This window comes from Gemmatimonadota bacterium (assembly GCA_030747075.1).
Classification (GTDB): Bacteria; ARS69; ARS69; order ARS69; family ARS69; genus ARS69.
The window spans coordinates 64,727-88,814 of sequence record JASLLL010000007.1; the positions used below are offsets into that span (position 1 = coordinate 64,727).

At 64.8% G+C, this 24,088-nt stretch carries 19 protein-coding genes and 1 pseudogene; 4 read left to right on the forward strand and 16 right to left on the reverse strand.

Going from position 1 to position 24,088, the window contains the following annotated elements; translation table 11 throughout:
* Positions 1–8: 8 nt before the first annotated feature.
* The 15 genes and pseudogenes from QF819_03965 to QF819_04035 all read right to left on the reverse strand — a co-directional run bounded on the left by QF819_03965 (position 9) and on the right by QF819_04035 (position 18,183).
* Complete coding sequence (locus tag QF819_03965; protein MDP6802319.1) at positions 9–1,154, reverse strand: hypothetical protein; 1,146 nt, start codon at positions 1,152–1,154, stop codon at positions 9–11.
* Positions 1,151–2,278, reverse strand: a complete 1,128-nt coding sequence (locus tag QF819_03970) for a hypothetical protein (protein MDP6802320.1) — start codon at positions 2,276–2,278, stop codon at positions 1,151–1,153. Before QF819_03970 ends, QF819_03965 begins: the two co-directional genes overlap by 4 nt.
* A gap of 24 nt (positions 2,279–2,302) precedes the next feature.
* Entirely contained in the window at positions 2,303–4,141 is a 1,839-nt protein-coding gene (locus QF819_03975; protein MDP6802321.1) for a glutamate mutase L, read from the reverse strand.
* Between the two features lie 69 nt (positions 4,142–4,210).
* Positions 4,211–4,579: a hypothetical protein gene (locus QF819_03980; protein ID MDP6802322.1), complete on the reverse strand. Its 369-nt coding sequence runs from the start codon at positions 4,577–4,579 to the stop codon at positions 4,211–4,213.
* Positions 4,533–4,976 (reverse strand): hypothetical protein, encoded by a 444-nt coding sequence (locus tag QF819_03985; protein MDP6802323.1) that lies wholly within the window; start codon positions 4,974–4,976, stop codon positions 4,533–4,535. The genes QF819_03980 and QF819_03985 overlap by 47 nt, the downstream gene beginning before the upstream one ends.
* Positions 4,973–6,433 carry an aminomethyl-transferring glycine dehydrogenase subunit GcvPB gene (gene gcvPB, locus QF819_03990; GenBank protein MDP6802324.1) on the reverse strand — a complete coding sequence of 487 codons (1,461 nt, stop codon included), beginning with the start codon at positions 6,431–6,433 and terminating at the stop codon, positions 4,973–4,975. Before gcvPB ends, QF819_03985 begins: the two co-directional genes overlap by 4 nt.
* A gap of 41 nt (positions 6,434–6,474) precedes the next feature.
* The gene (gene gcvPA / locus QF819_03995; GenBank protein ID MDP6802325.1) at positions 6,475–7,860 is read right to left on the reverse strand and encodes an aminomethyl-transferring glycine dehydrogenase subunit GcvPA; all 1,386 of its coding nucleotides are present in this window, start codon (positions 7,858–7,860) and stop codon (positions 6,475–6,477) included.
* A complete protein-coding gene (gene gcvH, locus QF819_04000; protein MDP6802326.1) occupies positions 7,860–8,240 on the reverse strand; it encodes a glycine cleavage system protein GcvH in 381 nt (126 codons plus the stop codon). The genes gcvPA and gcvH overlap by 1 nt, the downstream gene beginning before the upstream one ends.
* An 82-nt stretch (positions 8,241–8,322) precedes the next feature.
* On the reverse strand, positions 8,323–9,420 hold the full coding sequence (gene gcvT / locus QF819_04005) for a glycine cleavage system aminomethyltransferase GcvT (GenBank protein ID MDP6802327.1): 1,098 nt from the start codon (positions 9,418–9,420) through the stop codon (positions 8,323–8,325).
* A gap of 167 nt (positions 9,421–9,587) precedes the next feature.
* Complete coding sequence (locus QF819_04010; protein MDP6802328.1) at positions 9,588–11,468, reverse strand: threonine--tRNA ligase; 1,881 nt, start codon at positions 11,466–11,468, stop codon at positions 9,588–9,590.
* Positions 11,469–11,533: 65 nt separating this feature from the next.
* The gene (gene uvrA, locus QF819_04015; GenBank protein MDP6802329.1) at positions 11,534–14,377 is read right to left on the reverse strand and encodes an excinuclease ABC subunit UvrA; all 2,844 of its coding nucleotides are present in this window, start codon (positions 14,375–14,377) and stop codon (positions 11,534–11,536) included.
* Positions 14,378–14,411: 34 nt separating this feature from the next.
* Positions 14,412–15,221, reverse strand: a complete 810-nt coding sequence (locus QF819_04020; GenBank protein ID MDP6802330.1) for an undecaprenyl-diphosphate phosphatase — start codon at positions 15,219–15,221, stop codon at positions 14,412–14,414.
* Complete coding sequence (trpA, locus tag QF819_04025; protein ID MDP6802331.1) at positions 15,218–16,018, reverse strand: tryptophan synthase subunit alpha; 801 nt, start codon at positions 16,016–16,018, stop codon at positions 15,218–15,220. The genes QF819_04020 and trpA overlap by 4 nt, the downstream gene beginning before the upstream one ends.
* Positions 16,019–17,146: a tetratricopeptide repeat protein gene (locus tag QF819_04030; protein ID MDP6802332.1), complete on the reverse strand. Its 1,128-nt coding sequence runs from the start codon at positions 17,144–17,146 to the stop codon at positions 16,019–16,021.
* A 476-nt stretch (positions 17,147–17,622) separates the two neighbouring features.
* Positions 17,623–18,183: pseudogene (locus QF819_04035) on the reverse strand (GTPase domain-containing protein).
* A gap of 319 nt (positions 18,184–18,502) precedes the next feature.
* Between QF819_04035 and QF819_04040 the strand changes: the two are divergent.
* The 4 genes from QF819_04040 to QF819_04055 all read left to right on the forward strand — a co-directional run bounded on the left by QF819_04040 (position 18,503) and on the right by QF819_04055 (position 23,293).
* On the forward strand, positions 18,503–19,351 hold the full coding sequence (locus QF819_04040) for a lysophospholipid acyltransferase family protein (GenBank protein ID MDP6802333.1): 849 nt from the start codon (positions 18,503–18,505) through the stop codon (positions 19,349–19,351).
* Between the two features lie 19 nt (positions 19,352–19,370).
* Positions 19,371–20,507 carry a glycosyltransferase family 4 protein gene (locus tag QF819_04045; protein ID MDP6802334.1) on the forward strand — a complete coding sequence of 379 codons (1,137 nt, stop codon included), beginning with the start codon at positions 19,371–19,373 and terminating at the stop codon, positions 20,505–20,507.
* Between the two features lie 104 nt (positions 20,508–20,611).
* Positions 20,612–22,645 (forward strand): 3-hydroxyacyl-CoA dehydrogenase NAD-binding domain-containing protein, encoded by a 2,034-nt coding sequence (locus QF819_04050; GenBank protein MDP6802335.1) that lies wholly within the window; start codon positions 20,612–20,614, stop codon positions 22,643–22,645.
* 18 nt (positions 22,646–22,663) lie between these two features.
* Positions 22,664–23,293 carry a hypothetical protein gene (locus QF819_04055; GenBank protein ID MDP6802336.1) on the forward strand — a complete coding sequence of 210 codons (630 nt, stop codon included), beginning with the start codon at positions 22,664–22,666 and terminating at the stop codon, positions 23,291–23,293.
* A gap of 24 nt (positions 23,294–23,317) precedes the next feature.
* Here the strand turns inward: QF819_04055 and QF819_04060 are convergent, their stop codons facing one another.
* Positions 23,318–24,088 carry a slipin family protein gene (locus tag QF819_04060; protein MDP6802337.1) on the reverse strand — a complete coding sequence of 257 codons (771 nt, stop codon included), beginning with the start codon at positions 24,086–24,088 and terminating at the stop codon, positions 23,318–23,320.

The following is a 24,088-nucleotide window of genomic DNA, read 5'->3' on the forward strand; positions in this document are numbered from 1 at the left end:
CCGTCCTCCTACCGCACCAGGAACCAGTCGCGGAAGCCCGAGACTCCCAGCGACTCCATGAGAGTACCGACAAGCAGAAGACTCACGAACAACACCTTCGCCCAGTCCGCGGCCTTCAAGTTGGAGAGGAGCATGGGATCTTCGGACATGTAGGCGCTTGCCGCAAAAAACTCCTCACCGATCAGTGTGTAATCGCACGCGGCAATAAAGAACGGCAACTGCGTCACCTCCGCTGTCCCCGCGATCTGGATGGAGCCCGCGGCAAAGCCTGTCTCGGCGAAAATCAGCGACTCCGCAAAGAAGCGGCCCAGATAGAGATTCGCGGCAGGCTTCTCGCGCAGGATGATCCCGTTGACCCCGGCGCAGTAGGCAAACTGCTCGGTCGAGATGAAACGCACCGAGTCCGTCTGATACGCATCCGGACGCCCCGCTTCCATGCAGGACTGCTTCACCACCTCGTCCGCCACTGCCATGACGAATGGTGTCCGAGTGGGGACGCGCACCGGCACATCGTGACGGGCCGTCTCCCGGGCGACACGCGAGAGGATCATCATCGACGCGATGGTCTGGATGTCTTCCACATCCTCGATCCCGGGAACATAGAGAACCGAGCGGCCCATTTCCGTCGCCCGGCCGATGGCCTCGTCGATCGCGGCGACTGCCGGCAACTTCCTCACATGGAACCGTGCGCCCCGCGATGCACGCGCGATATTCACCAGGACAAACGCGAAGAAGGTGGACAGAAGAAGGAGAACATTGATGCGTTGAGAGTTGAAGAACTGCGGCTTTGAAACTGCGGGCGCGGTCTCTGCCGGAAGAGACTCACTGCCGTCAGGGAACAGGGTCGTCAAACGATAGACGAGGGACACGCCATCGGGCGGCCCCTCCTCATTGCCGTTCCTGGCATCGATAAAGACGCCCTCGGACAGCGCGACCACTCCCACATCGCGTGCAACTCCGTCCTCACCCACGCGCTCCAGCCGGACCCGAAGATCCTCCGGCGCACTCTCCGGCACATCCCAGCGAACGGTGATGGACCGTCCGCCGTCGTCGGGTGTGTCGTGCGCCGCGAGCCCCTCCGGCACCCGGCTGGCACCGGCGGGGACTGCCGGCGCTATCGCCAGAGAGACGGCCAGTGCCGCGGCGCGGATCAACTCTCGATGATCTCTACATTGGCCCGCGGGAGCATGTGGTCCTCTCCGTTCGGCAGCTTCACATGAAGGACCCGGACCATCGCGCCCGACGGGAGTTCGTGAAGCGGCGACGGAAGACCCTGCACAATCCCCAGTTCTCCGAAGTGCGGCTCCCGAATGATCCGAACCTGCGTACCCGTCTGGAGCCCGCCCGCCACCACGGCGGCCACCGGCCCTCCCTCGGCACGGACATCCGACCGAGGGACCACAATCTCCGGCCGAATCACGCCGGCCCGAATCTGCGTGGCTCCGTTGATCGAGGCTTCCATTCCCACGCAGGAGCGAAGCAGATCGAAGGTGGCCTGCGCCATGCCGATCTGGCCGAAACCTTCCGTAATGACGACGGTCAGCCCTTTTTCCTCGTTCCCCGTGATCGCCACGCCGATGTCGTAGCCGAGGAAGTCACGGATGGTCGCATCGTCGATCCCGCCGGCGACGATGCCGAGAACGCCGCACGAAACCGCCTTCTCCAGCGCGGCGGAGGTGACCAGCGAGCCACCCACCAGAATGGTCCCTTCATGCTCGGCCGCAATTCCCGTGGCTTCCAGCACTTCGTCCGGAGACTCCACCGCCATCATGACCTTGCCGCAGGTCTCCCCGCCGATCCCGAAAATCCCCTGAATGAAACTGCCGTGGGTCTGCACCACCGCGCCTTCGCCCTCGCGGACCTCCACGACCTCTCCATCGACATAGGCATCCACCTCCACCGGCATGGGCGGTTCCCGGAGTAGAACCTGCCCCGTCACGCTGGACACATTCTCAATGGTGCCTCGAATGGGAGACTTCACGCTCGACTTGAAGAGCCCGAACAGCGTGGAACTCCGCGCGATGATGTCGTCCTTTTCGACGGCGTCGCCGGGGTGCTTCTCCATCTTCTCGGGAACCTCTTCGGGCAACACCGAAAGCAGATTCGCAACATTCACACTGTGAACATTCCCCGGAAGTTCCGTGCGAGCCACCACCTGTTCGGATGTGACCCGGTCCCCCGAGGCCACCACTACCTCTCCGCGAAGGGGAAGAATGCGCTCCTTGTTGAGCGCGGTGAGTTCGGTAACCCGGAGCCCGGGCGTGTACGCGTGTGCCATCGTTTATCCTCTCTTCCGGGCGGGTCAGACGACCGCCGCGGCCTCCTCGGTGGGGTACGCGTCCATGGCCGTCGTCCACCCGCGCAGCTTCTCCACGCGATCCGGATCCGCCGGGTCCAGCGCGAGCGGCCGCCCGCGACCATCGAGTACGAGTCCTGTGACGCCGCCGTGAAGCGTCGTCTCAACCAGCTTCCCGGGGCCATTCCCGAGATCGCAGCCCTTGGCGGGAGTCAGGCGCGCGAGCACCGTCGTCCCCGGCCCCAGCGGCAGCAATACCAGATCCCCGCTGGCCACCTTGTGCGTCTCCGTCAAGCCCTCTTCGGAAGTGAGCTCCGCCGTGAGGATGGTCTTCCCGGGCTTCACTGATCCCACGGGAGCCACGCAGGTCCCCAGCCAGATCAGGCAGTCCTTCTCGAAGACCTCGGTGGCCGCTTCCGGATGCACCGCGGCCAGAACCCCCAGTTGCGGCATCATGAAGATGGAGTCCACGCCCAGCCGGGTAATGCCCTCCGGCAGGAACGCATCCACCATCATCATCGCGGACTGATTGCGTCGGGGGGCGTGGGAAAGGACGCCGCCGGAACCGATGAGCAGGTCCAGCGACATCATATCGACAATGGTCTCCCCGGTGCTGGACTGCGCGAAGGTATCCGATACCGTCCGCTCCTTCTGGACGCCGCGCAGACCGACCGCCATATCCTTGTGCTGAACGAAGGCCAGGCGAAGCGCCTCCCGTGCGAGCGCCTGCTCCACCATCAACGCCTCCATCGTGTGCGGAATGGTGGTGGGGCGAATCATCTTGTTCCGAATCCGGTTTCGCAACCCCTTCTCCTCTACCGTGAACGGAACCCAGCGCATCACATTCTCGATGCCGGCTTCGGTCAGCACATTGGAGATGGAATAGCTCATGCCGAGATTGGCGGAGACGGTCCGGTTGAAGACATCCCCAAAGACCGAGAACACATCGGTGGTAGCCCCGCCGATATCCACACCGACCACATTCAGTCCCTGCTGCTCGGCAATGGTGCGGATGATGTTCCCTACCGCCCCCGGCGTCGGCATGATGGGAACGCCCACCCAATCCATGAGCTTCCGGTAGCCGGGAGCCTGCGCCATGACATGCTCCATGAACAGGTCGTGGATCTTCTCCCGGGCCGGGCCGAGGTTCTCGCGCTCCATCACCGGCCGCAGGTTGTCCACGACAGCCAGATCCGTCTTCTCGCCCAGCGTCGATTCGATCTGTTCCGACGCCTTGCGGTTCCCGGCATAGATGACAGGGAGCTGATAGGTGCTGCCCAGGCGCGGGCGCGGGTCTGCTGCGGAGATAATCTCCGCCAGTTTGACGACATGCTCCACGGTTCCGCCGTCGATACCGCCTGAGAGGAGGATCATGTCCGGGCGCAGATGACGAATGCGTCGGATCTGCTCGTGCGGAAGCCGCCCGTCATTGGAAGCCAGCGCATCCATCACGATGGCACCGGCTCCCAGAGCGGCGCGCTCCGCGCTTTCGGCGGTCATGGTCTTGACCACGCCCGCGACCATCATCTGAAGCCCACCGCCCGCACTGGAGGTGGAGACATAGAGGTCCACGCCCGTTCCGTCTTCCCGGCAGGGCGTCACGATTCCGTCGCCCTCCAGGAACTTCCGGTCCGCGAGCTCTTCGACCTCTTCGATGGCATTGAGAACTCCCTTCGTCACATCTTCGAAGGGCGCCTCTACGGTCGTGGGAGCTTCCCCGCGAACGATGAGGCGGTACTCTCCTTCCCGATACTCAATCAGGATGGCCTTCGTCGTCGTACTCCCGCAGTCCGTGGCCAGAATGCTCCGGATCTGCGAAGGGTCCAGCGTGGGTATCTCCGACATCTCTTCCTCGTTCTCGATCCCGGCGAGCCCGGAGTCCCCCCCCGGTCGATTCCCCCGAAGGAGAAACCGTTACGCCTTCAGTTTTCGCTTCTTCTCTTCCGCGCGCTCGATGCGCACAATCATCCTCTCCATGGTGCTTCGATCTTCCAGAAGCAATGCCACGCGATCCAGTTCCTTCGCGTCAAACACCGTGTGAACAATCGGCGACAGAAAGTGGAGAAACTGGCTTCCCACGAACGACAGCGGCTTCGACGACTCCAACATGAACACCGCCGGAACCTCCATCCCCCAGCGCACCACTGCGGCCGCGATGCGGTCCAGGAGTTCCTCGTCCTCCTGAGAGAGAGCCCCCCCATGCTCGCGGATCGGCGGAGGCGCCCCTCCCGACTCTTCAGGCCGACGCGGCTCCGTCTTTCTGCCCCACCATTTCTTCAGCAAACCGCTTCACCTCTTCCCCGTTGTCTTCCAGGAGCAGCGTCTCTCCTCGAAAGGAATCCCGCCAGGTGTCCCGATGGTAGGGCGACAACAACAGCACCCTTCGATCTATTCTCACCCTCCGAAAGTCCGACCATGGTCGGCTCCATGTCCTCCAGGGCCGGGCGATCTCCACTCCCTTCCCGTCAAGCCGGTACCTCGTCGGGAAAAAGAACGGCGCAAACGAAGCAAACAACACCACCGCCGACAGTACCGTCAACAAGCGATCCACCGACACCCTCGCCACCACTCCCACGCAAAGCGCGGACGCCAGAAGCGCGAACGCTCCCGCGGCAGGCCTTCGTGCCAGGGGCCACGCCCTCCAGCAGATCTCCCGGGCGACCGAATCCGGCCCCGTCACCCGCAACGCCCCGGCCAGCAGAGGTCCGGCCGACGAGCGGCGCGAGCCTCGTCCACGCGAGACACCGGCGTTGTATGCGGGGCCGCCTTCACGACCTCGGGGGATTCCCTGACCTCCCGCGCGATGGCGTTCATCGCGGCGGCGAAGCGATCCAGAGTCTCGACGCTCTCGGACTCCGTCGGTTCGATCATCATCGCCTCTTCCACGATCAGTGGGAAGTACACCGTGGGAGGATGAAAACCGAAGTCCAGAAGGCGTTTGGCCATATCATGGGTTCGCACACCCAGAGCCTTCTGACGCGTCCCCGAGATCACGAACTCATGCATGCAGGCGCGATCGTACGGAATCTCGAAGTCCTCCGCTACAAGGCTTTTCAGATAGTTCGCCCCGAGAACGGCCCCCTCCGAAATATCCCGCAGGCCCTCCGCCCCGTGGTAGAGCAGGTAGGCGTACGCGCGAGCGAGCACCCCGAAGTTCCCCAGATGCGTGTGAACGCGCCCGGCCGACCGGGGCCGGTCCGTATCCAGAAAGAAGGTCCCGTCCTGGCGCCGGGTTGGCAGGGGGGCGGGAAGATAGGGCGACAGCGCCTCCGACGCGCCAATCGGCCCCGCACCCGGACCGCCGCCGCCGTGAGGCGTGGCGAAGGTCTTGTGCAGGTTCAGATGAAGCAGGTCGAAGGGGACATCGCCCGGGCGCATCAGGCCGATGATCGCGTTGAAGTTCGCGCCGTCCATGTAGAGCAGCGCACCGGCATCGTGGACGATGCGCGCAATCTCCAGAATGCGTGACTCGAAGAGCCCCAGCGTGTTGGGAAGCGTCAGCATGACCACCGCCGTCTTGTCGCTGACCGCCTCGGCGAGCTTCCCGGGATCCACTTCTCCGTCTGCTCCGGAGAGCGCTTCCACCGTGCGGAATCCGGCGAGCGAAGAACTGGCCGGATTCGTGCCGTGCGCGCTGTCCGGGACAATGACCTCCGTCCGGTCTTCCCCGCGATCCTCAAAGTAGCGTCGAGCCATGAGAAGACAGGTCAGCTCTCCGTGCGCCCCGGCGGCGGGCTGGAGAGACATCCGGTGCATCCCGGTAATGACGGACAGTCGGTCCGCCAGATCCACCAGTAGCTCCAGCGCTCCCTGCGACGCTTCTTCCGGCGCGTGCGGATGGAGATCCCGCAAACCGGGAGCCGCCGCCGCCACTTCGCACATCTTCGGGTTGTACTTCATCGTGCACGACCCGAGCGGGTACATGTCCTTCTCGATATGGTGGTTGAGGTTCGACAAGCGCGTGAAGTGGCGCACGACCGCAAGTTCGGAGTTCTCCGGCAGATCCGGCGGAGTCTCCCGCAGAAAGCGGGCCGCGATGCCGGGGGTATCCCCCGAAAGCGTCGATTCCTCCGGCAGGCGGTACCCTCTCCGGCCGCTCCGGGACATCTCGAAGAGCGTGGGTTCCACCACCGTCATCGGAACCTCTTCGGCGGCGGCGGAAGTCGGGCGATCAACGGTCATGGGCTCACCCTCTCCTTCGCTGCGCAGTCGGCAAGTACGCAACCCATGGCTTTGGCATAGGCGTCCACCTCGCTCCACAGTCGTTTCTCCGTCACCGCAATCAGAAGTCCCTCTCCGCCCCCCGGCACTTCCTCCACAGGAATCCCCGCGAGGATCCCGTGCTCTGCCATCCGCCTCAGAACCTCCGACGCCGCCGCGCAATCCGGGAGGCGCACGGCAAACTCGCGGAAGAAGGGTGCGTCCGGGTCCGCCAGCGCCAGTCCGTCGATCGCCGTCAATCGCTCCGCGAGGGCATGTGCCTTCTTCGCGGAAAGCTCAGCGGCGAGCTTCCGGCCGGTCTCTCCCAGAAGAGCGGTCGAGATGGTGGCGGCCAGTGCGGTGAGTGCCTGATTCGTGCAGATGTTCGAAGTGGCCCGGGCGCGACGAATATGCTGTTCCCGTGTCTGGAGGGTCAGCGTGAAGGCACGACGGCCCTTCGCGTCCGGGGCGATGCCCGCAATCCGACCCGGCATGCGCCGCAGGAAGCTCTTTCGGGCGGCCATCACGCCTGCTCCCGGCCCTCCGAAACTCATCGGGGTTCCGAGTGACTGGGCCTCGGCGACGGCAATGTCCGCGCCATACTCCCCGGGGGGCTGAAGCAGCGCCAGGGAGGAGAGATCCACCGAGGCGACAAAGAGCGGCGCGTCTTCCGCCTCAAGGGAGGCCCCGGCAAGGCGCATGTCTTCCAGAGCCCCCAGGTAGTTGGGGTGCTGGAGGACCACAGCGCACACGCCGTCGAGCGCGTCCGGCGTCAGTCCCGACACATCCGTGCGCGCACCCTGAGCCGGAAGTTCCCGGATCACGAGACCGGAGGGCGCGGTGATCGTGCGAAGCACCTCCATCGCCTGCGGATGCAGATGCGGCGACACCAGCACGGTCCGACCCGGGCGGGAATCCTTCGCAACGAGCACGGCCTCGGCGAGGGCCGTCCCGCAGTCGTACATGGAGGCATTCGCAAGGTCCAGCGCCATCAGGCGACAGACGATCGTCTGGAACTCGTAGATGGCCTGAAGCGTTCCCTGGCTCACTTCCGCCTGATACGGAGTGTAGGCGGTCATGAACTCCGGGCGGGAGAGGAGCGCTCCGGTGGCCGACGGGACGCAGACATCGTAGAACCCGCCCCCGGCGAAGCAGACCTGCTCTCCTGCGGAGCGATTCCGGCCGGCGAGCTTCGCGATGCGATCCAGCGTCTCCGACTCCGAGAGACCGGCCTCCAGCGGGAGGTCTTCCGTGAGGCGAAGTCGCTCGGGAATCTCACCCACCAGGTCCGCAAAGCTCTCCGCTCCGATCACCTGGAGCATGTGCTCCCGATCGGCCTTTGTATGCTGAACGAAGGAGTTCATCAGGCGCCGATGTGGTCCGCGTATTCTTCCGCGGAGAGCAGGTCTTCCATCTTCCATTCAGCGGACGGCTCCGCGCGGAGCAGCCAGCCCTCTCCATACGGATCTTCGTTCACGGTCTCCGGGGTGTCCGCCAGTCGTGTGTTCATGTCCACCACGACCCCGTTCAAAGGCGCGAAGAGATCCGAGACGCTCTTCACCGACTCCACGCTGCCGAAGACCACTCCGACCTCCATCTGCGTTCCGAGTTCCGGCAGTTCCACATAGACGATATCCCCCAGTTCCTGCTGGGCGAAATCCGTAAGCCCCAAGACCACGACCCCGTCTTCCATGAGGACCCACTCGTGATCCTTGGTGTATCGGAGTTCCCCGGGAATGTTCATCGAACCAGACCTCCCTGTCCCCCTGGAGGGACGCGTGGTTGCACTCGCATCCGGCCCGCCCGGAACGCGGGACTGAGGCGGGCTACAAGAACGACTTGCGGACCCTGTGGGCCGCGACCTCCCGATCCCGGATCCGGATCACGAACTCCTTGGCCCGGGCCGCCGCCCGGTCCACACGCGCCAGCGCGATCCCCCGCCCAAGCGATGGGCTGAAGGTACCGCTGGTCACTCGCCCGGCTTCCTCTCCATCGGCCAACACCACGCACCCCGGCCTCGGGATGAGCCGCTTTCCATCCTCCGGGGGCACCACGGACAGGCCGACCGTGGAGAACGGAACGCCGGAGACCTTCTGTGCCTCCAGCGCGTCGCGACCGAGAAAATCCCCCTTGTCCATCTTCACCACCCCGCCCAGTCCGGCTTCCCAGGCGGTCACGTCCTCGTCCATGTCCTGCCCGTAAAGACGGTACTGCTTTTCCAGACGAAGGGTATCCCGGCTGCCCAACCCGGCAGGCCCTGCCCCCACCGACTTCCCCGCCTTCAAGAGAGCCTCCCAGACGATCGCCGCGTCCGACGACGGAAGAAACAGTTCGAACCCGTCCTCGCCGGTATAGCCGGTACGCGCCAGCACTCCGGGTACACCCGCGAAGTGTCCGCGCGCCACTCCGAAGGCGGGCACCGAAGGGAGATCAATCTCGGTCAGATCCGAAAGAATCTCCGCGGCCCGCGGCCCCTGCCACGCAAGAAGGACCGTCCGGTCGGACACATTGCGCAGATCCACATCCTCCGGAAGATGCGCCGCCATCCAGTCACAGTCCTTCTCCCGGTTTCCCGCGTTCAGCACCGCAAGGAAGCGGTCGTCCAGTCGATAGAGAATGAGATCGTCGATCACCCCGCCGCGGGTATTCAGCATGAGGGTGTATTGCGCACGGAGAGGCTCAACGCGGGAGAGATCATTGGTCGTCAGGCGATCCAGAAAGGCCCGAGTCCCGGCCCCACGGATTTCCACGACTCCCATGTGGGACACATCGAACAGCCCCGCGCTCTCCCGAACGCGTCGATGCTCCGCCAGGATCCCGTCGTAGGAGAGCGGCATTCGGAAGCCGGCAAAGTCCACAAGCCGGGCGCCGGAGGCTTCATGAACTTCGCAGAGCGCGGTTCGTCGGGACGAATCCACCACCATCTTCATCTCCCTTGAGATGCCAATGCCCGCTTTCTTGGGGAAATCCGGAGACGGGAGCGAGAGAGTACCAGACCCCGCCGGGAGTCCCAAGACCTTGTTTTGAGTTCAGGTTCACCTCGAGCTTGGCGGCCTATTCTACTGCAATGCCCTAGGTTGCAGACCCTCCACTACCCCACAAAGATCGGGCGGTGCGACAGGAGCAGCGGGTGGTTTCTCTGAGCGAACGGTTTTCCCTCCGCCAGTGCCTCCATCCGCGCGATCAGTTCGTCACGAGATCCGTGGAACTCCTCCGCCCCGCGAACTCGAACCTGCAGGTCTCCGCCCCCCTTTTCGCGGTCACCAATCACCGCGATGAAGGGCACCCACTCCTTCTCAGCCGCCCGGATCTTCCGCCCCAGCGACATATCCCGATCATCCACATCCGCGCGGAAGGGCCACTCGTCGGCCAGTTCCTCGCAGTAGGGGATGTGCTCATCTGAGACCGGAAGGAACCGAATCTGGGTCGGTGCAAGCCAGAACGGGAACGAGGCCTTCTGCCCCTTCTTCATGAGAGCCGCCTGATGTTCCAGGATGGCGTAGACATTCCGGTCGATCGAACCCGAAATGGATGCGTGCAGCATGAGCGGCGTACACCGCTCCCCTTCTTCGTCCGCAAACTCGATCCCGAAGCGATCGCAGTTTTCCACATCGATCTGAACCGTGCTGAGAGCCGAAGCCTTGTTGTGGTTATCCAGCACATTGAACTCGAACTTCAGCACGAAGTAGAAGAACCGCTCTTCCCAGATCTCCAGAAGAACCGGCCGATCCATCTTCTTTACGAGCCCCTGAATGAACTCGCGGTTTTCGTCGTAGAAGCTGCGCACCACCCGAATGGCCATGGCATATGGCACGCCGAGATCTTCCATCCACTTTCGGGACAAGTCGAACTGGCGGCTGAATTCCTCTCGCGCCTGCGCTTCATCCCGGCACAGCGTGTGCATGTCCGGCATGGTGAAGGTACGCAGACGACGCAGTCCTGCCAGCTCGCCACTCTGTTCCCGCCGGAAGGAGAAGTGCGTCAGTTCGTAGATCCGCACCGGGAGCTGTCGGTAGCTCATGCGCATGTCGTGCTTCATGAGGTACTGCCCGAAGCACGCTGCGAACCGAAGGAAGTACTCCTTCTTCTCGCTCTTCAGCACATACTGCCGCGCCGGAAAGCGATCCAGGTACTTGGCGAGGTTCGGGTGGAGATAGTCGTACATGATGGGCGTCTCGACACGCATCGCACCGTAGTCATTCATCATGTCGTTCACATGGTCTTCCATCAGCTTCTTCACGAGGTGTCCCTTGGGATACCAGCGGAAGTTCCCTGCGTCCGACCCCGGTTCATAGTCCACCAGTTCATGCGTCCGCATGAGTTTCACATGGGGAGGCTCATCCTCGGAGACTCGCGACCCGGCCGTCTCATAGGCGTGCAGGCGCCCCTCCAGCGGCGCGGATCGGAAGTTGAAATCCTCCGCCGGGGTTTCCTCTCCATCCGGCGTGAGAATGACCACTCGGGAGCGAAGCCCTTCCTCCGCGGCCACCGCCTTCGATTCTGCCGCATCGGCGCCCGCAGCACCCTTGCCGCCGCTTCCGGTGATGGTGAGCGCCTGTTCGGAAAGCGGATGTCCCTTGGCGCGGATGTCGAAGGCCTTGTAGTAGCCGAAGGGCGAACGGTGCATCACCGGCGTCCCCTCCGCCTCCGCGAAGGCCTCCCACATCAGGTCCAGGATCTTCTGCGCCATCCGGGGGCTCGCCAGATCGGACGAGAGGTGTGCATACGGATACAGCCACAGCGACTCCGGCTTCAGGCGGGCCGCGTGCTGGAGGATCTTCTCCCGAGCCTCCGCCACGACGCCGCCCGGCGAATCCTCATCCCCTTTCTCGATGGAGAGAAAGCAGACCAGCGAATCTCCGGAGGATCCCGATCGGTCTTCTTCGCCCACTTCCCGGGCAGCGGCGGCAACGGTGGTCTCCTCCGTCACCTCAAAGGAGAACTCTTCCGCGTGAATCATGAGGATGCGCATGGCGTTCCTTCCCGGGACGGCAGCCCGACGAGTACGCCGCCATTATGTTCACACAGCGGCCGGGGTCAACTCCGCGAATGCGCCTTTCGCTTTGCAGGGCCCAGTTCTTTCGAGAGAATCCGGCCCGTATAGGATCCACGGACGCGTGCGACCTCCTCCGGCGTGCCCTCCGCCACGACCCGCCCGCCGCCGTCCCCCCCCTCCGGCCCGAGATCGATCAGGTAGTCCGCGGTTTTCACGACATCCATGTTGTGCTCGATCACGATCACCGTGTTCCCGCGATCCACCAGCAGGTGCAGGACCTCCAGCAGTTTCCGAATGTCCTCGAAGTGGAGGCCCGTGGTCGGTTCGTCCAGCACATAGAGCGTGCGGCCGGTGCCCCGCCGGGCGAGTTCCGTCGCCAGCTTGACGCGCTGAGCCTCCCCTCCCGAAAGAGTGGTCGCCGACTGCCCGAGATGGATGTACCCCAACCCCACATCCGAGAGAACCCGGAGGCGACTTCGGATGCGCGGAATCTTCTCCAGAAATGCCAGCGCTTCCTCGACCGTCATCTCCAGCACTTCCGCGATGTTCCTGCCGCGATACAGGACCTCCAGCGTCTCGCGGTTGTAGCGCGTGCCCCGGCATTCGTCACACCGGACAAAGACATCCGGCAGGAAGTGCATCTCGATGCGAACCAGACCGTCGCCGTCGCATGCATCGCAGCGCCCTCCACGAACATTGAACGAGAACCTCCCCGGCGCGTAACCACGGACACGCGCTTCCCGGGTCTCCGAGAAGAGCCGCCTGATCTCCGTGAACACGCCGGTGTAGGTAGCGGGATTGGAGCGCGGGGTTCGCCCGATCGGCGACTGATCGATGCTGATCACCTTGTCCACCCGGTCCAGCCCTTCGATGCGCCGATGCGCTCCGGGCACGCCCTGGGCGGCGTGAAGCTGGCGGGCCGCTTCCTTCACGAGGATGTCGTTCACCAGCGTGCTCTTCCCCGATCCCGACACGCCCGTCACGCACACGAACCGACCGAGGGGAAAGGCCACATCGATCTCCCGAAGATTGTGCTCCCGCGCCCCGCGAACAACCACCGCGCCCCGCTCCGGCGCACGGCGCTCCCCGGGGACTTCAATCCGAAGCCGCCCCGCGAGGTGCCCGCCTGTCAGGCTCTTCGCGCTTCGCATGATCTGCTTCGGGGTTCCCTGTGCCACCACCCCCCCGCCGTGCCGTCCCGCACCCGGACCGAGATCCAGAATGTGGTCCGCGGTCAGCATGGTCTCCCGGTCATGCTCTACCAGAAGTACCGTGTTGCCGAGATCGCGAAGGCGCAGGAGGCTCTCCAGGAGCTTCCGGTTGTCGCGCGGGTGCAGCCCGATCGATGGCTCGTCGAGAATGTAGAGGACGCCCACCAGACTCGACCCCAGTTGCGTCGCCAGGCGGATGCGCTGCGCTTCCCCCCCGGAAAGCGTCCTCCCCGCGCGATCCAGCGACAGATACCCCACGCCCACATCCGACAGGAAGCGGAGGCGCTCGTCGATTTCACGGAGGATGGGAGAGGCAATCCTGCGCACGCGCGGAGTCAGCCGAAGCCCCCGGAAGTAGGCACGCACCTCCTCCACGGAGAGCGCGGCCACCTCCGCGATCCCCTGCCCGCCGAGACGCACTGCCCGACTCTCCGGCCGGAGCCGCGTCCCCGCGCAGCCCGGGCACTCCAGCCTCCGCATATAGCGTTCGATCTGCTGGCGCGTCCGGTCTCCCTCGGTCTGCCGATACCGCTTCTCCAGCGAAGGAACCACTCCGGGAAACGGCGCGGAATAGGTCCCTTTCGACTTCGCCCCGCCCCAGCGGTGCTCCAGCTCCTCCGGGTACCCGTCCAGAATCGCTTCCCGCGCACGCTTCGAGAGCTTCCGCCACGGCGTGTCCAGGCGAAAGCGAAGGCGTTTCGACAGCGCCCGCAGCATCCCCCGGTACCAGCTGCTCTTCGCGCCGCGCCATGCGTGGATGGCGCCGTCGGCAATCGACAGGTCCGGGTCGGGGATGACCAGTTCCGGATCCACCGACATTCGGATCCCCAGGCCGTTGCACTCCGGGCAGGCCCCGTACGGACCGTTGAAGGAGAACGAGCGCGGTGTGATCTCCCCGATTCCCACGCCGCAATCCACGCACGCATAGTTCTCCGACAGCACCATGTCCTGCGCACCACCCGTGTCCAGGACGACCGTCCCGCCCGCGGCCCCGGCCGCCACCGAGATGGAGTCCGCCAGCCGCGAGCGAATCCCCGCGCGGACGACCAGACGGTCCACGACCGCCTCGATCGTGTGCTTCCGCTTCTTGTCGAGCGCGGGCGCATCATCGAGATCCAGGATCTCCCCGTCGACGCGCACCCGCACGAACCCCTCCCGCCGGATGTCCCGGAACACGCCTTCGTGCGCTCCCTTCCGACCCCGGACCAGCGGCGCGAGGATCTGCACGCGCGTCCCCTCCTCCAGCCCGAGAACCGCGTCCGTCATCTGGTCGGTGGTCTGGCGCACGATCGGCTTTCCGCAGTCGGGGCAGTGCGGCTCTCCGGCGCGGGCGAAGAGAAGGCGGAGGTAGTCGTAGATCTCCGTAATCGTCCCGACCGTGGATCGGGGGTTCCGCGTGGCCCCTTTCTGCTCGATCGAGATGGCCGGGGACAGTCCGTCGATGGAGTCCACATCGGGCTTGTCCATGCGCCCGAGAAACTGCCGGGCGTACGCGGACAAGCTCTCCACATACCGGCGCTGACCCTCGGCATAGATCGTGTCGAAGGCCAGCGACGACTTCCCCGAACCCGAAAGCCCCGTCACCACGATCAGGCGATCTCGCGGCAACTCGATATCCAGGTTCCGCAAGTTGTGCTGCCTGGCACCCCGAATCCGAATCGTACGCCGGGCCAAGTCAAACCACCTTTCCCGTCCGGTCCGCCTTCCGTCAGAAGACGCGCGGTGCCAGAATCGCCAGGAGTCCCACGAGCGCGCAGTACGGCGCGAAGAAGTGCAGCCGCCCCGAGCGGATCACCCGAAGGAACCCGATGAGAGCGACCAGTCCCGTCGCGAACGCCGCCACGAAGGCGATCCCCAGCGCGCCGCCCGCCCCGGCCTCGGAGGCTCGGGCGAGGTCCGGGAGCTTCAGCACCAGCGACCCCAGAATCAGCGGAACGGCGGCCAGGAACGAGAACTCCGCAGCGGCCGGCCGGGCCACTCCGCGACGGAGCGCCGCCCAGAGAGTCGCCCCGGACCGGGAGATCCCGGGCAAGACGGCGACGGCCTGTGCGCATCCGATCCAGATGGCATCCTTCCAGCTCACGGGAGCCTGCCCGGGTTCCAGCCTGCGCGTCGAAAAGAGAAGCGCACCGGTCATCATCAGAAACACGCCGACCGCATCCGTGCTGGCGAAGGCGGCTTCCACACGGTCCTCCAGGAAGAGACCGACCGCAGCGCCGGGGACCGTGGCCACAAGGACCCGAGCGGCCAGTCCTTCGTCATCGCCCAAAGAGCGGCGCCGCAACCCCCGCATTGGCAGAAGAACCAGCCCCCGGGCCAGCCGCCGCGCTCCCTCGTGAAAGACGGTCAGGATGGCCAGCAGCGTTCCCGCGTGAACGAGCACCACCATCCCGATACCGCCCTCCCGGGAACCCAGGGCCGCTTCCAGAAGAGCCAGGTGGCCGGAACTGGATACCGGCAGGAACTCCGTAAGCCCCTGAAGAACACCGGTCAGGAGCGCTTCCCACCCGGAGTTCAAGATCGGCACCCCGCCAACGCGGCCGACAGCGCGCGGGCTTCGGAGCGAAGCGCGGCCACGGCCTTCGCCCCGGCCTCTTCCGCGAGGGCGACCAGGCGGCTCCCCACGATCACGCCGTCGGCCAGTTGCCCGACTTCGCGAGCCTGCTCGGGAGTGGATACGCCAAAGCCTACTCCAACCGGGATGTCCGAGATCTCCCGCACGCCGTCAAGTACCGGCCGGAAGGCGGCGGACAGCGCGGTCCGTTCACCCGTCACGCCGAGGCGACTCACGCAGTAGACGAAGCCGGTGGTCAACTCCACCGCCTGCCGGATCCTCTCCGGGCCGGAAGTCGGCGCGACCAGGAACACGGTGCCGATACCCGCCTCTCGCTGACCGTCAAGAAAAGGCCCCGCCTCCTCGGGAGGGAGGTCCGTCAGAATGAGTCCCCGAACACCCGCGGCGGCGGCGTCTTGAGGGAAGCGCTCCCAGCCGTACCGGAGGACGGGGTTCAGATAGCTCATGAGAACAATGGGGACACCGGTCTTCTCATGGATGGCCGCGGCGCACTCCAGCACATCGCCCGTGCGGGTTCCCGCGGCAAGCGCTCGCTCGGACGCGCGCTGAATCACCGGCCCGTCGGCCAACGGGTCGGAGAAGGGCACCCCCAGTTCGAGCACTCCCGCCCCGCCTTCCACGAGGGCGCAGGCGTAGTCCACGGTCTGGGCAAGCCCTGGATCTCCGGCCGTCAGATAGGGTACCAGCACCGCGTCCCCGGCAGCCACGGACCGGCGGAAGACCCGGGACAGGGCGCTCACCTAAGCCTCCTCTTTCGAGAGAATCTCTTCCGAGCGCCGATAGGCTTCCCGCGCGGGAAGCGGGTCCCCTCTTTTGTCGAAGGCAACCCCCAGATGGTAGTAGGCCCGGCCGTTTTCCGGATCCAGCGCGATGGTCCTCTCGAACTCGGTGATGGCCTCTTCCACGCGGTCCATCTTGTTGAGAACACAACCGAGTTCGTAGTGTGCGCAAGCTTCGTCCGGCGCAACCCGAAGAGCATCCCGAAGTGTCCTCACGGCTCGCTCGTACTGCCCTTTCTTCTGATGAGCATCCGCAAGCGCCCGAAGGATGATGGCATTGTTCGGCGCCGTGGTGACCGCCCGGCGCAGTTCCTCCACCGCCTGCCCGCACTGTCCCCGGTCCAGGTACGCCACCCCCAGATTGAAGCGGGCTTCCGCATTGTGGGGATCACACTCCAGCGCAAGAAAGAACTCCTCGATGGCCTCGTCAAACTGATGGTGCTCCCCATAGAGCGCCCCCAGATTCAGATGCCACTCCGCTCGCTCCGGTTCCAGTTCCACGGCCCGCCGGATTTCCTCGACCGCGTGGTCAAACTCCCCCGCCCGATCGAGCAACACGCCCAGATTCCCATGGGCCCGTGCGAAGGAAGGATCCGCTTCGACCGCGGCGCGATACGCCTCCATCGCTTCCTGATTCCGCTCGTTATTCGCATGCGTCACGCCAAGGTGGTAGTAGGCCTCCGCTGAACCCCCGGACAACTCCAGAGCCTTGCGGTGGTGCTGCAGTGCGGCATCCTTGTCCCCCGCGAAATCGAGGGCCTTCGCGTACTGACTGTGCGCGGTGGCACTCTCCGGATCCAGCGCAAGGCACCGGCTGAAACTGTCGAGTGCTTCGGGAATCAAATGCGCTCTCCGCGCAGCCAGTCCGCTGGCGAAGGCGCGGTCGAAATCCTCCGGAAGAAGCTCCGAGATGCGTGCCAGCGCCCGATACTCGCCGCGAGCCTCCCGCTCCCGCGCACAGGCGTCGGCCAGGGCCTCCCAGCGCCCGACATCCCGCGCCCCGGATCCGCTCACCGCTTTCTCGGCTTCCGCCACGCGCCGCGAGATGCCGTTCCCGGTGTCGTGCCATTTCCTGAACCAGTTGAACACACGCGCCTCCCGCCTCCCGGATCCACCGGGAGCGCCACGGGCGCTACATTATGCGTGCGACCAGACGGCGGTCAAGCCGGGCCGGACTCCGTCCGGAGTTCCAGCACCAGCCGGACCGGGCGGGTCCCGTCACCGAGCGCACCGGGGGGAATCACAATGGTGCGCTCAATCACGATCGGCGAAGGCGTGGAGGCCATCGGTGCGACCTTCGTCTCCGGAGCCACGGTCGCCGTACACTGCACGGCATCGAACCCGCGTTGGATCACAAGCTCGTTGGGGACGGATTCGGTCGGGACTGCCCCGCTCGCCTCCGACACACTTTCCCGCACAGCCCGCACCGCTGCGCGGTCGAGCGATTCTTCCCTCGCAGTCAGTGGCGGAGCTTTCGTCTCACTTTTCGACACGGCCGGAACCGCAGGCGGCGACTCCTGTGCCACCTCACCCTCACCCTTCAATTGCGCCTTCAGGCGATCCGTCAGCAGCCCGGCGATCCGATCAAAGGTCTCCGACACCCCTTCCCCGGTCACCGCAGTAGCTTCCACGCATGGAACTCCGTCCGGGTTGAGGGCCGCCTCCAGTTCTTCCACCGGCATGGCACCGGGCATGTCCCGTTTGTTGTACTGGATGACCCACGGGACCTCTTCCAGTGCCGCGCCGTACTCCAGCAGATTCGTTCGGAGGTTGCGCAGACTTTCGAGGTTCGCGTCCAGTTCCGAGCGCCGCGAGTCCGCGACGAACACAATCCCGTCTGCACCCTTCAAGACCAACTTGCGAGTCGCGTTGTAGTACACCTGTCCCGGGACCGTGTAGAGAAGGAAGCGCACCTTGAAGCCGCCGATGCTGCCACGGCTCACAGGTAGAAGGTCGAAGAACAGCGTCCGCTCCGCTTTGGTCTTCATGGACACCATCTTGCCCCGCGTGTCTGCGGGAGTGACCCCGTAGAGGTGTTCCAGATTCGATGTCTTCCCGGAGAGACCCGGCCCGTAATAGACGATTTTTCCGCTGAGCTCTCGCCCGGTGTAATTGAAGACCACCACTGGACCCGCCTCCTGCCTCCCGGCAATCCCGGCTACCGCTCCCCGCCGCGGGGGGCACCTCCCGCGTTGGATGCAAGCCCTGTGCCGCACGCTGCGAGGAGGTCGACGGGGCTTTCACAAACCCCCTCAACTCGCGGGGGTTCCGACGGTTACGGCTTTGTCGGCCCCTTGCTCCCGTGCGATCGTGCTCCATCCGGTGGGCACCTGACCCGTTGCAAGCTGCGAAACTCCGGCAGCCTGCACGGTCCCCCGACCCGCCTTGACAGCCCGGCCTGACCGTCGCTACCGTGACCGCCTTGCAAACCCGGTCAGGTGTCCTATGCGCGATCCTCTTCTTTTTCAACTGCTCTGTGGGGTCGCCAGGTTCCTTCCCCTCCGCGCGGGGTATACGATGGCGGACCTGCTCTCACGGGCTCATCGGCGACTCTGCCCGGAACGGCAGCGCGCGGTCCTGGCCAACCTGGAAGTACTGCGCGGCGTGAACTCCACCGACCCCCGTCTCGCGCAGGAGGTCTTTCGGCACTACGGGAGGACGATGTTCGAGTTTCTTCGCGGGCCAGACATTCCCGAAGTGGAGTTGCGCTTCCGCGGGTTCGAGCATCTCCATGCCGCGCTGGACCGCGGTTCGGGCGCAATCCTCGCGGCACTTCACACGGGCAACTGGGTGCTCGGTGGAGTCCGGCTGGCGGCCCGGGGAGTTCCCGTCAATGCGGTGGCGGGGGTTCAGATGAGCGAGAAATGGACGGGTGTCGTTCGACGCAGACATGCCGCCGCTGGAATCCGAATCCTGCCCGCCGGACTCTCCGCCACCCGGGAGATGATTGCACGGCTCGGCAGAAACGAAACGCTGGTACTCCTGCCCGACGGCGATGTCTTCCGCAAGGGCGTGGAGGTCCCGCTCGCCGGGCGATCCGTCCCCCTCCCCGCCGGACCGGCCCGACTCGCCGCACGAACCGGCGCCGCGCTTCTCCCCGTGATTCCGTTGCGCCTTCCGGACGGAACTCACTCGCTTGAGTTCATCGAGGAGATTCCGATCCACGGAACCTCCCACGCCGAGATACGCTGCGCCACCACGCTCCTGGCCGCCCGAATGGAGAAGGCCCTTTGCGAGCATGCAAATCAGTGGTCCATCTTCCGGCCCTTCTTCGAGGGACGCACCGCCGCATGACGACCCGCTGGAGAACCCCATGAGGATCGCCATCGTCGCCCAGCCGTACTATCCGCAAAATGGCGGCATCACGGAGAATGTCCACCATACGGCGTTGGAACTGCGGGAGCGCGGACACGAGGTGGATATCATCACCTCGCGTTTTCGCGGTCATGAACACAGCACGCCCGGGGTCCATCGTGTCGGGCGCAATGTTCTGGTTCCGCATCTTGGCGCCTTCTCCAACATGAACGCCGACCCGAGGCTTCGTCCGCAGGTGGCACGCATCTACCGCGACCACTCCTTCGATGTGATCCATGTCCACACGCCTCTTTCCCCAACGCTCCCTCTCGTCGCCATCCGGGAAGCACCCGCCGGGGTACCGGTCGTGGGCACCTTCCATGCCAGCGCACCGGCGAGTGCCGGATACCGCGCCTTTCGCCCGTGGCTGAACTCGTTTGCCACTCGACTCAATGCGCGAATCGCCGTCTCGCAGTCCGCCCGGCGCTTCGCCAGGCACTACTTTCCGGGGGAGTACCGCATCGTTCCCAACGGCGTGGACCCGACCCGATTCCGCCCGGGGCTGCCACCCATTGAGGGGATCACGCAAGGCCCACCCACCATTCTGTTGGTCGGGCGTTTCTATCCGAGGAAGGGCGTCCCCGTCCTCTTGAGAGCGCTTCCCCGGATCGCTCGCGAGATTCCCGGGCTTCGTGTGCTCATCGTGGGAGATGGCCCGCTGGGAGCATGGTACAGGTCTCGCGCCACGCGCCTCCCCTGCGAGGTTCGCTTCCTGGGAGAGCTCTCGACGACCCAGATCCCTCGCGCGTATGCCGCGGCCGATCTCTTCGTGGCACCGGCCACGCGAAACGAGAGCTTCGGCATTGTTCATCTGGAAGCGATGGCGTCCGGGGTGCCTATCGTCGCCAGCCGGATCGAAGGGTACGCTGAGACGCTGGACCACGGGCGTGAAGCTCTTCTCTTTCGGCCGTCGGACTCCGACGATCTCGCGCAAGCGGCGATCGCTGTACTGCAAAATCCCGAGCGCGCGCGCAGCATGGCGCAGCATGGACGCACCAAGGCCGCCCGCATGAGCTGGGCGCGGATCGCTCTCGAACTGGAATCGCTTTATCTGGAACAGCTCTCCAGGCCACCGAGTTTCGCCATCGCCTCCTGACGCCGCTCTTCGGAGTGCTGGACACGAACCCGTCCTTGCGCAAGACTCGTTCTCCGTCCGGACCGACAGCGGCGTCCGGCAAACCTCACGCGGGGGCGAATCCAATGAGTACACGCAAGATCGGCGTCGTCGGCGCAGGAACCATGGGCAGTGGAATTGCCCAGAAGATCGCAACCGAGGGCTTTCAGGTCGTGTTGGTCGACCGCTCCATCGACCTTGCCCGTGCCGGGGTCGAGCAGATCCGACAGCTTCTCGCGCAGGCCGTGGAACGCAGGATCTTCCGCGAGGAGCAGGCCGCGGAGATCGTGTCCCGAGTCACGCCCGCCGGGCGCATGGAAGACCTGGCCGACACGGAGCTCGTGATTGAAGCGGTATTTGAGGATCTGAATGTCAAGCGAGAGCTGTTTGCCACACTCGACACACTGCTTCCCGCGAACACGATGTTCGCCACCAACACCTCCAGCTTTCTCGTGGAAGATGTGGCGTCGGCTACGAACCGCGCGGACCGCGTCGTCGGCCTCCACTACTTCTTCCACCCCGCCAAGAACCGCCTCGTCGAAGTCGTCCCCGGCAAAGACACTTCCCCGGCCACGCGCGACTACGCCTGGACCTTCTGCGAAGCCACCGGAAAGACGCCCATCCACTCCGGCGACTCGCCGGGGTTCGTGGTCAATCGGTACTTCGTTCCGTGGATCAATGAAGCCGTGCGCCTTCTTGATGAAGGCGTCGCGGACATCCCCACCATTGAAGCGGCGGCCATGAAGGCCTTCGCCATCGGCATGGGTCCGTTCCAGCTGATGAATGTCACCGGCATCCCCATTGGCATGCACGCCGCCACGACACTGGGCGACCGTCTCGGCCCGTTCTACGCCCCCGCCGACGCGCTGGTGCGGCAGGCGGCCACCGGAGAGCTCTGGGACTTCCAGGGAGACGCGGACGAAACCCGATTCGACACGATCCGCGACCGCCTTCTGGGCGTCACTTTCCTGATTGCCGCTGCACTGGTGGACGAAGGCGTCTGTTCCGTGGAAGACGCCGACATCGGCGCCCGGGTCGGACTTCGGTGGGCGAAGGGTCCGTTCGAGCTGGCGAACCGGTTCGGTACCGACGAGGCCGCCCGCATGGCGGACGAACTCGCCGACCGCTGGGACACGCTGGAAAGCCCTCTTCTCCTGTCCGAACGACGCGCATCGGCGGAGCCTTTCCGCTTCCGGCTTGTGCAGCTGGATGTCGGCGACGGAATCGCAGAGATCACGCTGAACCGGCCCGATGCACTGAACGCACTGAACGAGGAGGTCGTGGCCCAGCTGGACACCGCCTTCACCGAGGCGGATACCCGCACCGATGTCTCCACCATTGTGATTCGCGGGGCGGGAAAGGCGTTTGTCGCGGGCGCGGACATCAAGTTCTTCGTGGACCGCATCGACGCAAAGGACCACGACTCTATCCACGCGTTCACGAAAAGCGGGCAGGCACTGTTCCGCCGGATCGACGAGTCCGAAAAGCTCGTGATCTGCCGCCTCGACGGCTTGTCGCTTGGCGGCGGGTCGGAACTGGCGCTGTGCGCCGATGTCATCCTCGCCTCCGACCGCGGAAGCCTCGGATTCCCGGAGACCGGGATCGGCATCTACCCGGGGCTTGGTGGAACGCAGCGAACCACGCGCCGAATCGGCGTCCCGCTGGCCCGCTGGATGGTTCTGACGGGGACACCGGTAGACGCCCGCACCGCGCTTGCGATGGGACTCGTCGACGAGCTCGTCCCCATCGAGAAGATGTCCGCCCGGATTCAGGAACTCCACACGAGCGGATCGCCGCACTCGGGAGCTTCGCACACGCCGGAAGGCCTCCTGAAGGAGATCGCAGGCCTCTTCGCAGAGGCGGATGTGGAAGCCCTCCTGGCCGGGGAACTGCCCGAGGGCGCCGAGGCTGCTGCTCGTGAAGCGGGGCGCGTGAAGCACAAGGCCCCCGTCGCCACGCGAATCGCCGACAGACTCGTTCGCGAGGGGGCAGCCCTTCCTCTTGCAGACGGGCTGGAGATGGAGCTTTCGCATCTCGACGAGATCTTCCGTACGCAGGACGCCTACATCGGGTTGTCCAGTGTCCTCGCACGCAAGCGCCCCGAGTTTACCGGGTCCTGACGCAAAGGAGACCTTCCATTGTCCCACGACGCCTTCCAGCTCCGCGCATACTGCTTTCTCGATCGGATGCAGACGCAGTACGCCTCGTTCCTCGGGAGCATTACGCAAGGCGACCTGCCGGTGGAGGGGATGGCCTCTCTTTATGTCGAGATGGCCCCGGGAAACGAAGTGTTTCGGGTCGTCGACATTGCTCTTAAGGCGACCGATGTCAGACCGGGCGCACAGATCGTCGAGCGGGAGTTCGGGATGTTCGAGGTTCATTCCTTCTCGCAGGCGGCGGTGCTGGAAGCCGGTGAAGTCGTGCTTGCCCGGCTGGGGCTGTCGGTCGAGGACCGCGTTCGCCCGGTGATCGCATCCAAACAGGTGATCACCAATGTGGATCCGTATCAGGCGCAGCTTCTGAACCGATTTCGCCGCGGCAGCATGATCCTCTCCGGGCAGACGCTTCTCGTGCTGGAAGTCGCACCGGCCGCCTATGTCAACCTGGCGGCGAATGAAGCGGAGAAGGGCGCAGACATCAGCATTGTACATGTCGCGTCTGTCGGAAGATTCGGGCGTATGTGGCTGGCGGGCGGCGAAGCCGAGATCCTCGCCGCCGAAGAGGCCGCCACCTCCGCACTGGAAGGTGTCACCGGCCAGGACGAGTAGCCCGGCTCCACCCGGGGTGTCCCGTCAGGCTCCGGACTCTGCGCTTCCGTCCGATCCCTTGTCGACGAACGCCTTCATCAGTTCCAGCGGGACCGGGAAGACGATCGTGGAGTTGTTTTCCGTCGCCACCTCCGCCAGCGTGCCAAGGAATCGAAGCTGGATGGCCGCCGGTTCCTTCCCGATGACGGCTGCCGCTTCCGCGAGCTTGTGCGCAGCCTGGAACTCTCCTTCGGCAGTGATGATCTTCGCGCGGCGTTCCCGTTCCGCCTCTGCCTGACGAGCCATCGCCCGCTGCATCTCATGAGGAAGGTCCACATGCTTGATCTCCACCATCCCCACCTTGATTCCCCACGGATCGGTCTGGCGATCCAGAATGCTCTGGAGCTCCATGTTGATGTCTTCCCGACTCGACAGGAGATGGTCCAGCTCCGACTGCCCCAGAACCGACCGAAGGGTGGTCTGTGCCAGCTGAGAAGTGGCGTACATGTAGTCCTCCACCTCCACGATCGCCTTTTTGGGATCCACGACACGGAAGTAAATGACCGCATTCACCGTGACGGAGACATTGTCGCGCGTGATGATATCCTGCGGCGGGACATCAAACGCCACCGTCCGAAGCCCCACGCGAACCATCTTCTCCAGGAACGGCACCAGCAGAATAAGCCCCGGGCCTCGCGCTCCTACCAGACGCCCCAGTCGAAACACCACGCCGCGTTCGTACTCGCGGAGGATCCGGATCATGTTGAACAGCAGGAAGACAATAAAAATCAGAATCGGCAGACCTGTCAGTGCCAT

Bases quoted from the DNA above. Each gene is read 5' to 3' on its own strand.
- QF819_03970 (MDP6802320.1), bottom strand. From the start codon at position 2,278: ATGGCACACGCGTACACGCCCGGGCTCCGGGTTACCGAACTCACCGCG.
- QF819_03975 (MDP6802321.1), bottom strand. From the start codon at position 4,141: ATGTCGGAGATACCCACGCTGGACCCTTCGCAGATCCGGAGCATTCTG.
- gcvPB (MDP6802324.1), bottom strand. From the start codon at position 6,433: ATGACGGTGGTGGAACCCACGCTCTTCGAGATGTCCCGGAGCGGCCGG.
- gcvPA (MDP6802325.1), bottom strand. From the start codon at position 7,860: ATGAACTCCTTCGTTCAGCATACAAAGGCCGATCGGGAGCACATGCTC.
- gcvH (MDP6802326.1), bottom strand. From the start codon at position 8,240: ATGAACATTCCCGGGGAACTCCGATACACCAAGGATCACGAGTGGGTC.
- gcvT (MDP6802327.1), bottom strand. From the start codon at position 9,420: ATGGTGGTGGATTCGTCCCGACGAACCGCGCTCTGCGAAGTTCATGAA.
- QF819_04010 (MDP6802328.1), bottom strand. From the start codon at position 11,468: ATGCGCATCCTCATGATTCACGCGGAAGAGTTCTCCTTTGAGGTGACG.
- QF819_04040 (MDP6802333.1), top strand. From the start codon at position 18,503: ATGCGCGATCCTCTTCTTTTTCAACTGCTCTGTGGGGTCGCCAGGTTC.
- QF819_04045 (MDP6802334.1), top strand. From the start codon at position 19,371: ATGAGGATCGCCATCGTCGCCCAGCCGTACTATCCGCAAAATGGCGGC.
- QF819_04050 (MDP6802335.1), top strand. From the start codon at position 20,612: ATGAGTACACGCAAGATCGGCGTCGTCGGCGCAGGAACCATGGGCAGT.
- QF819_04060 (MDP6802337.1), bottom strand. From the start codon at position 24,088: ATGGCACTGACAGGTCTGCCGATTCTGATTTTTATTGTCTTCCTGCTG.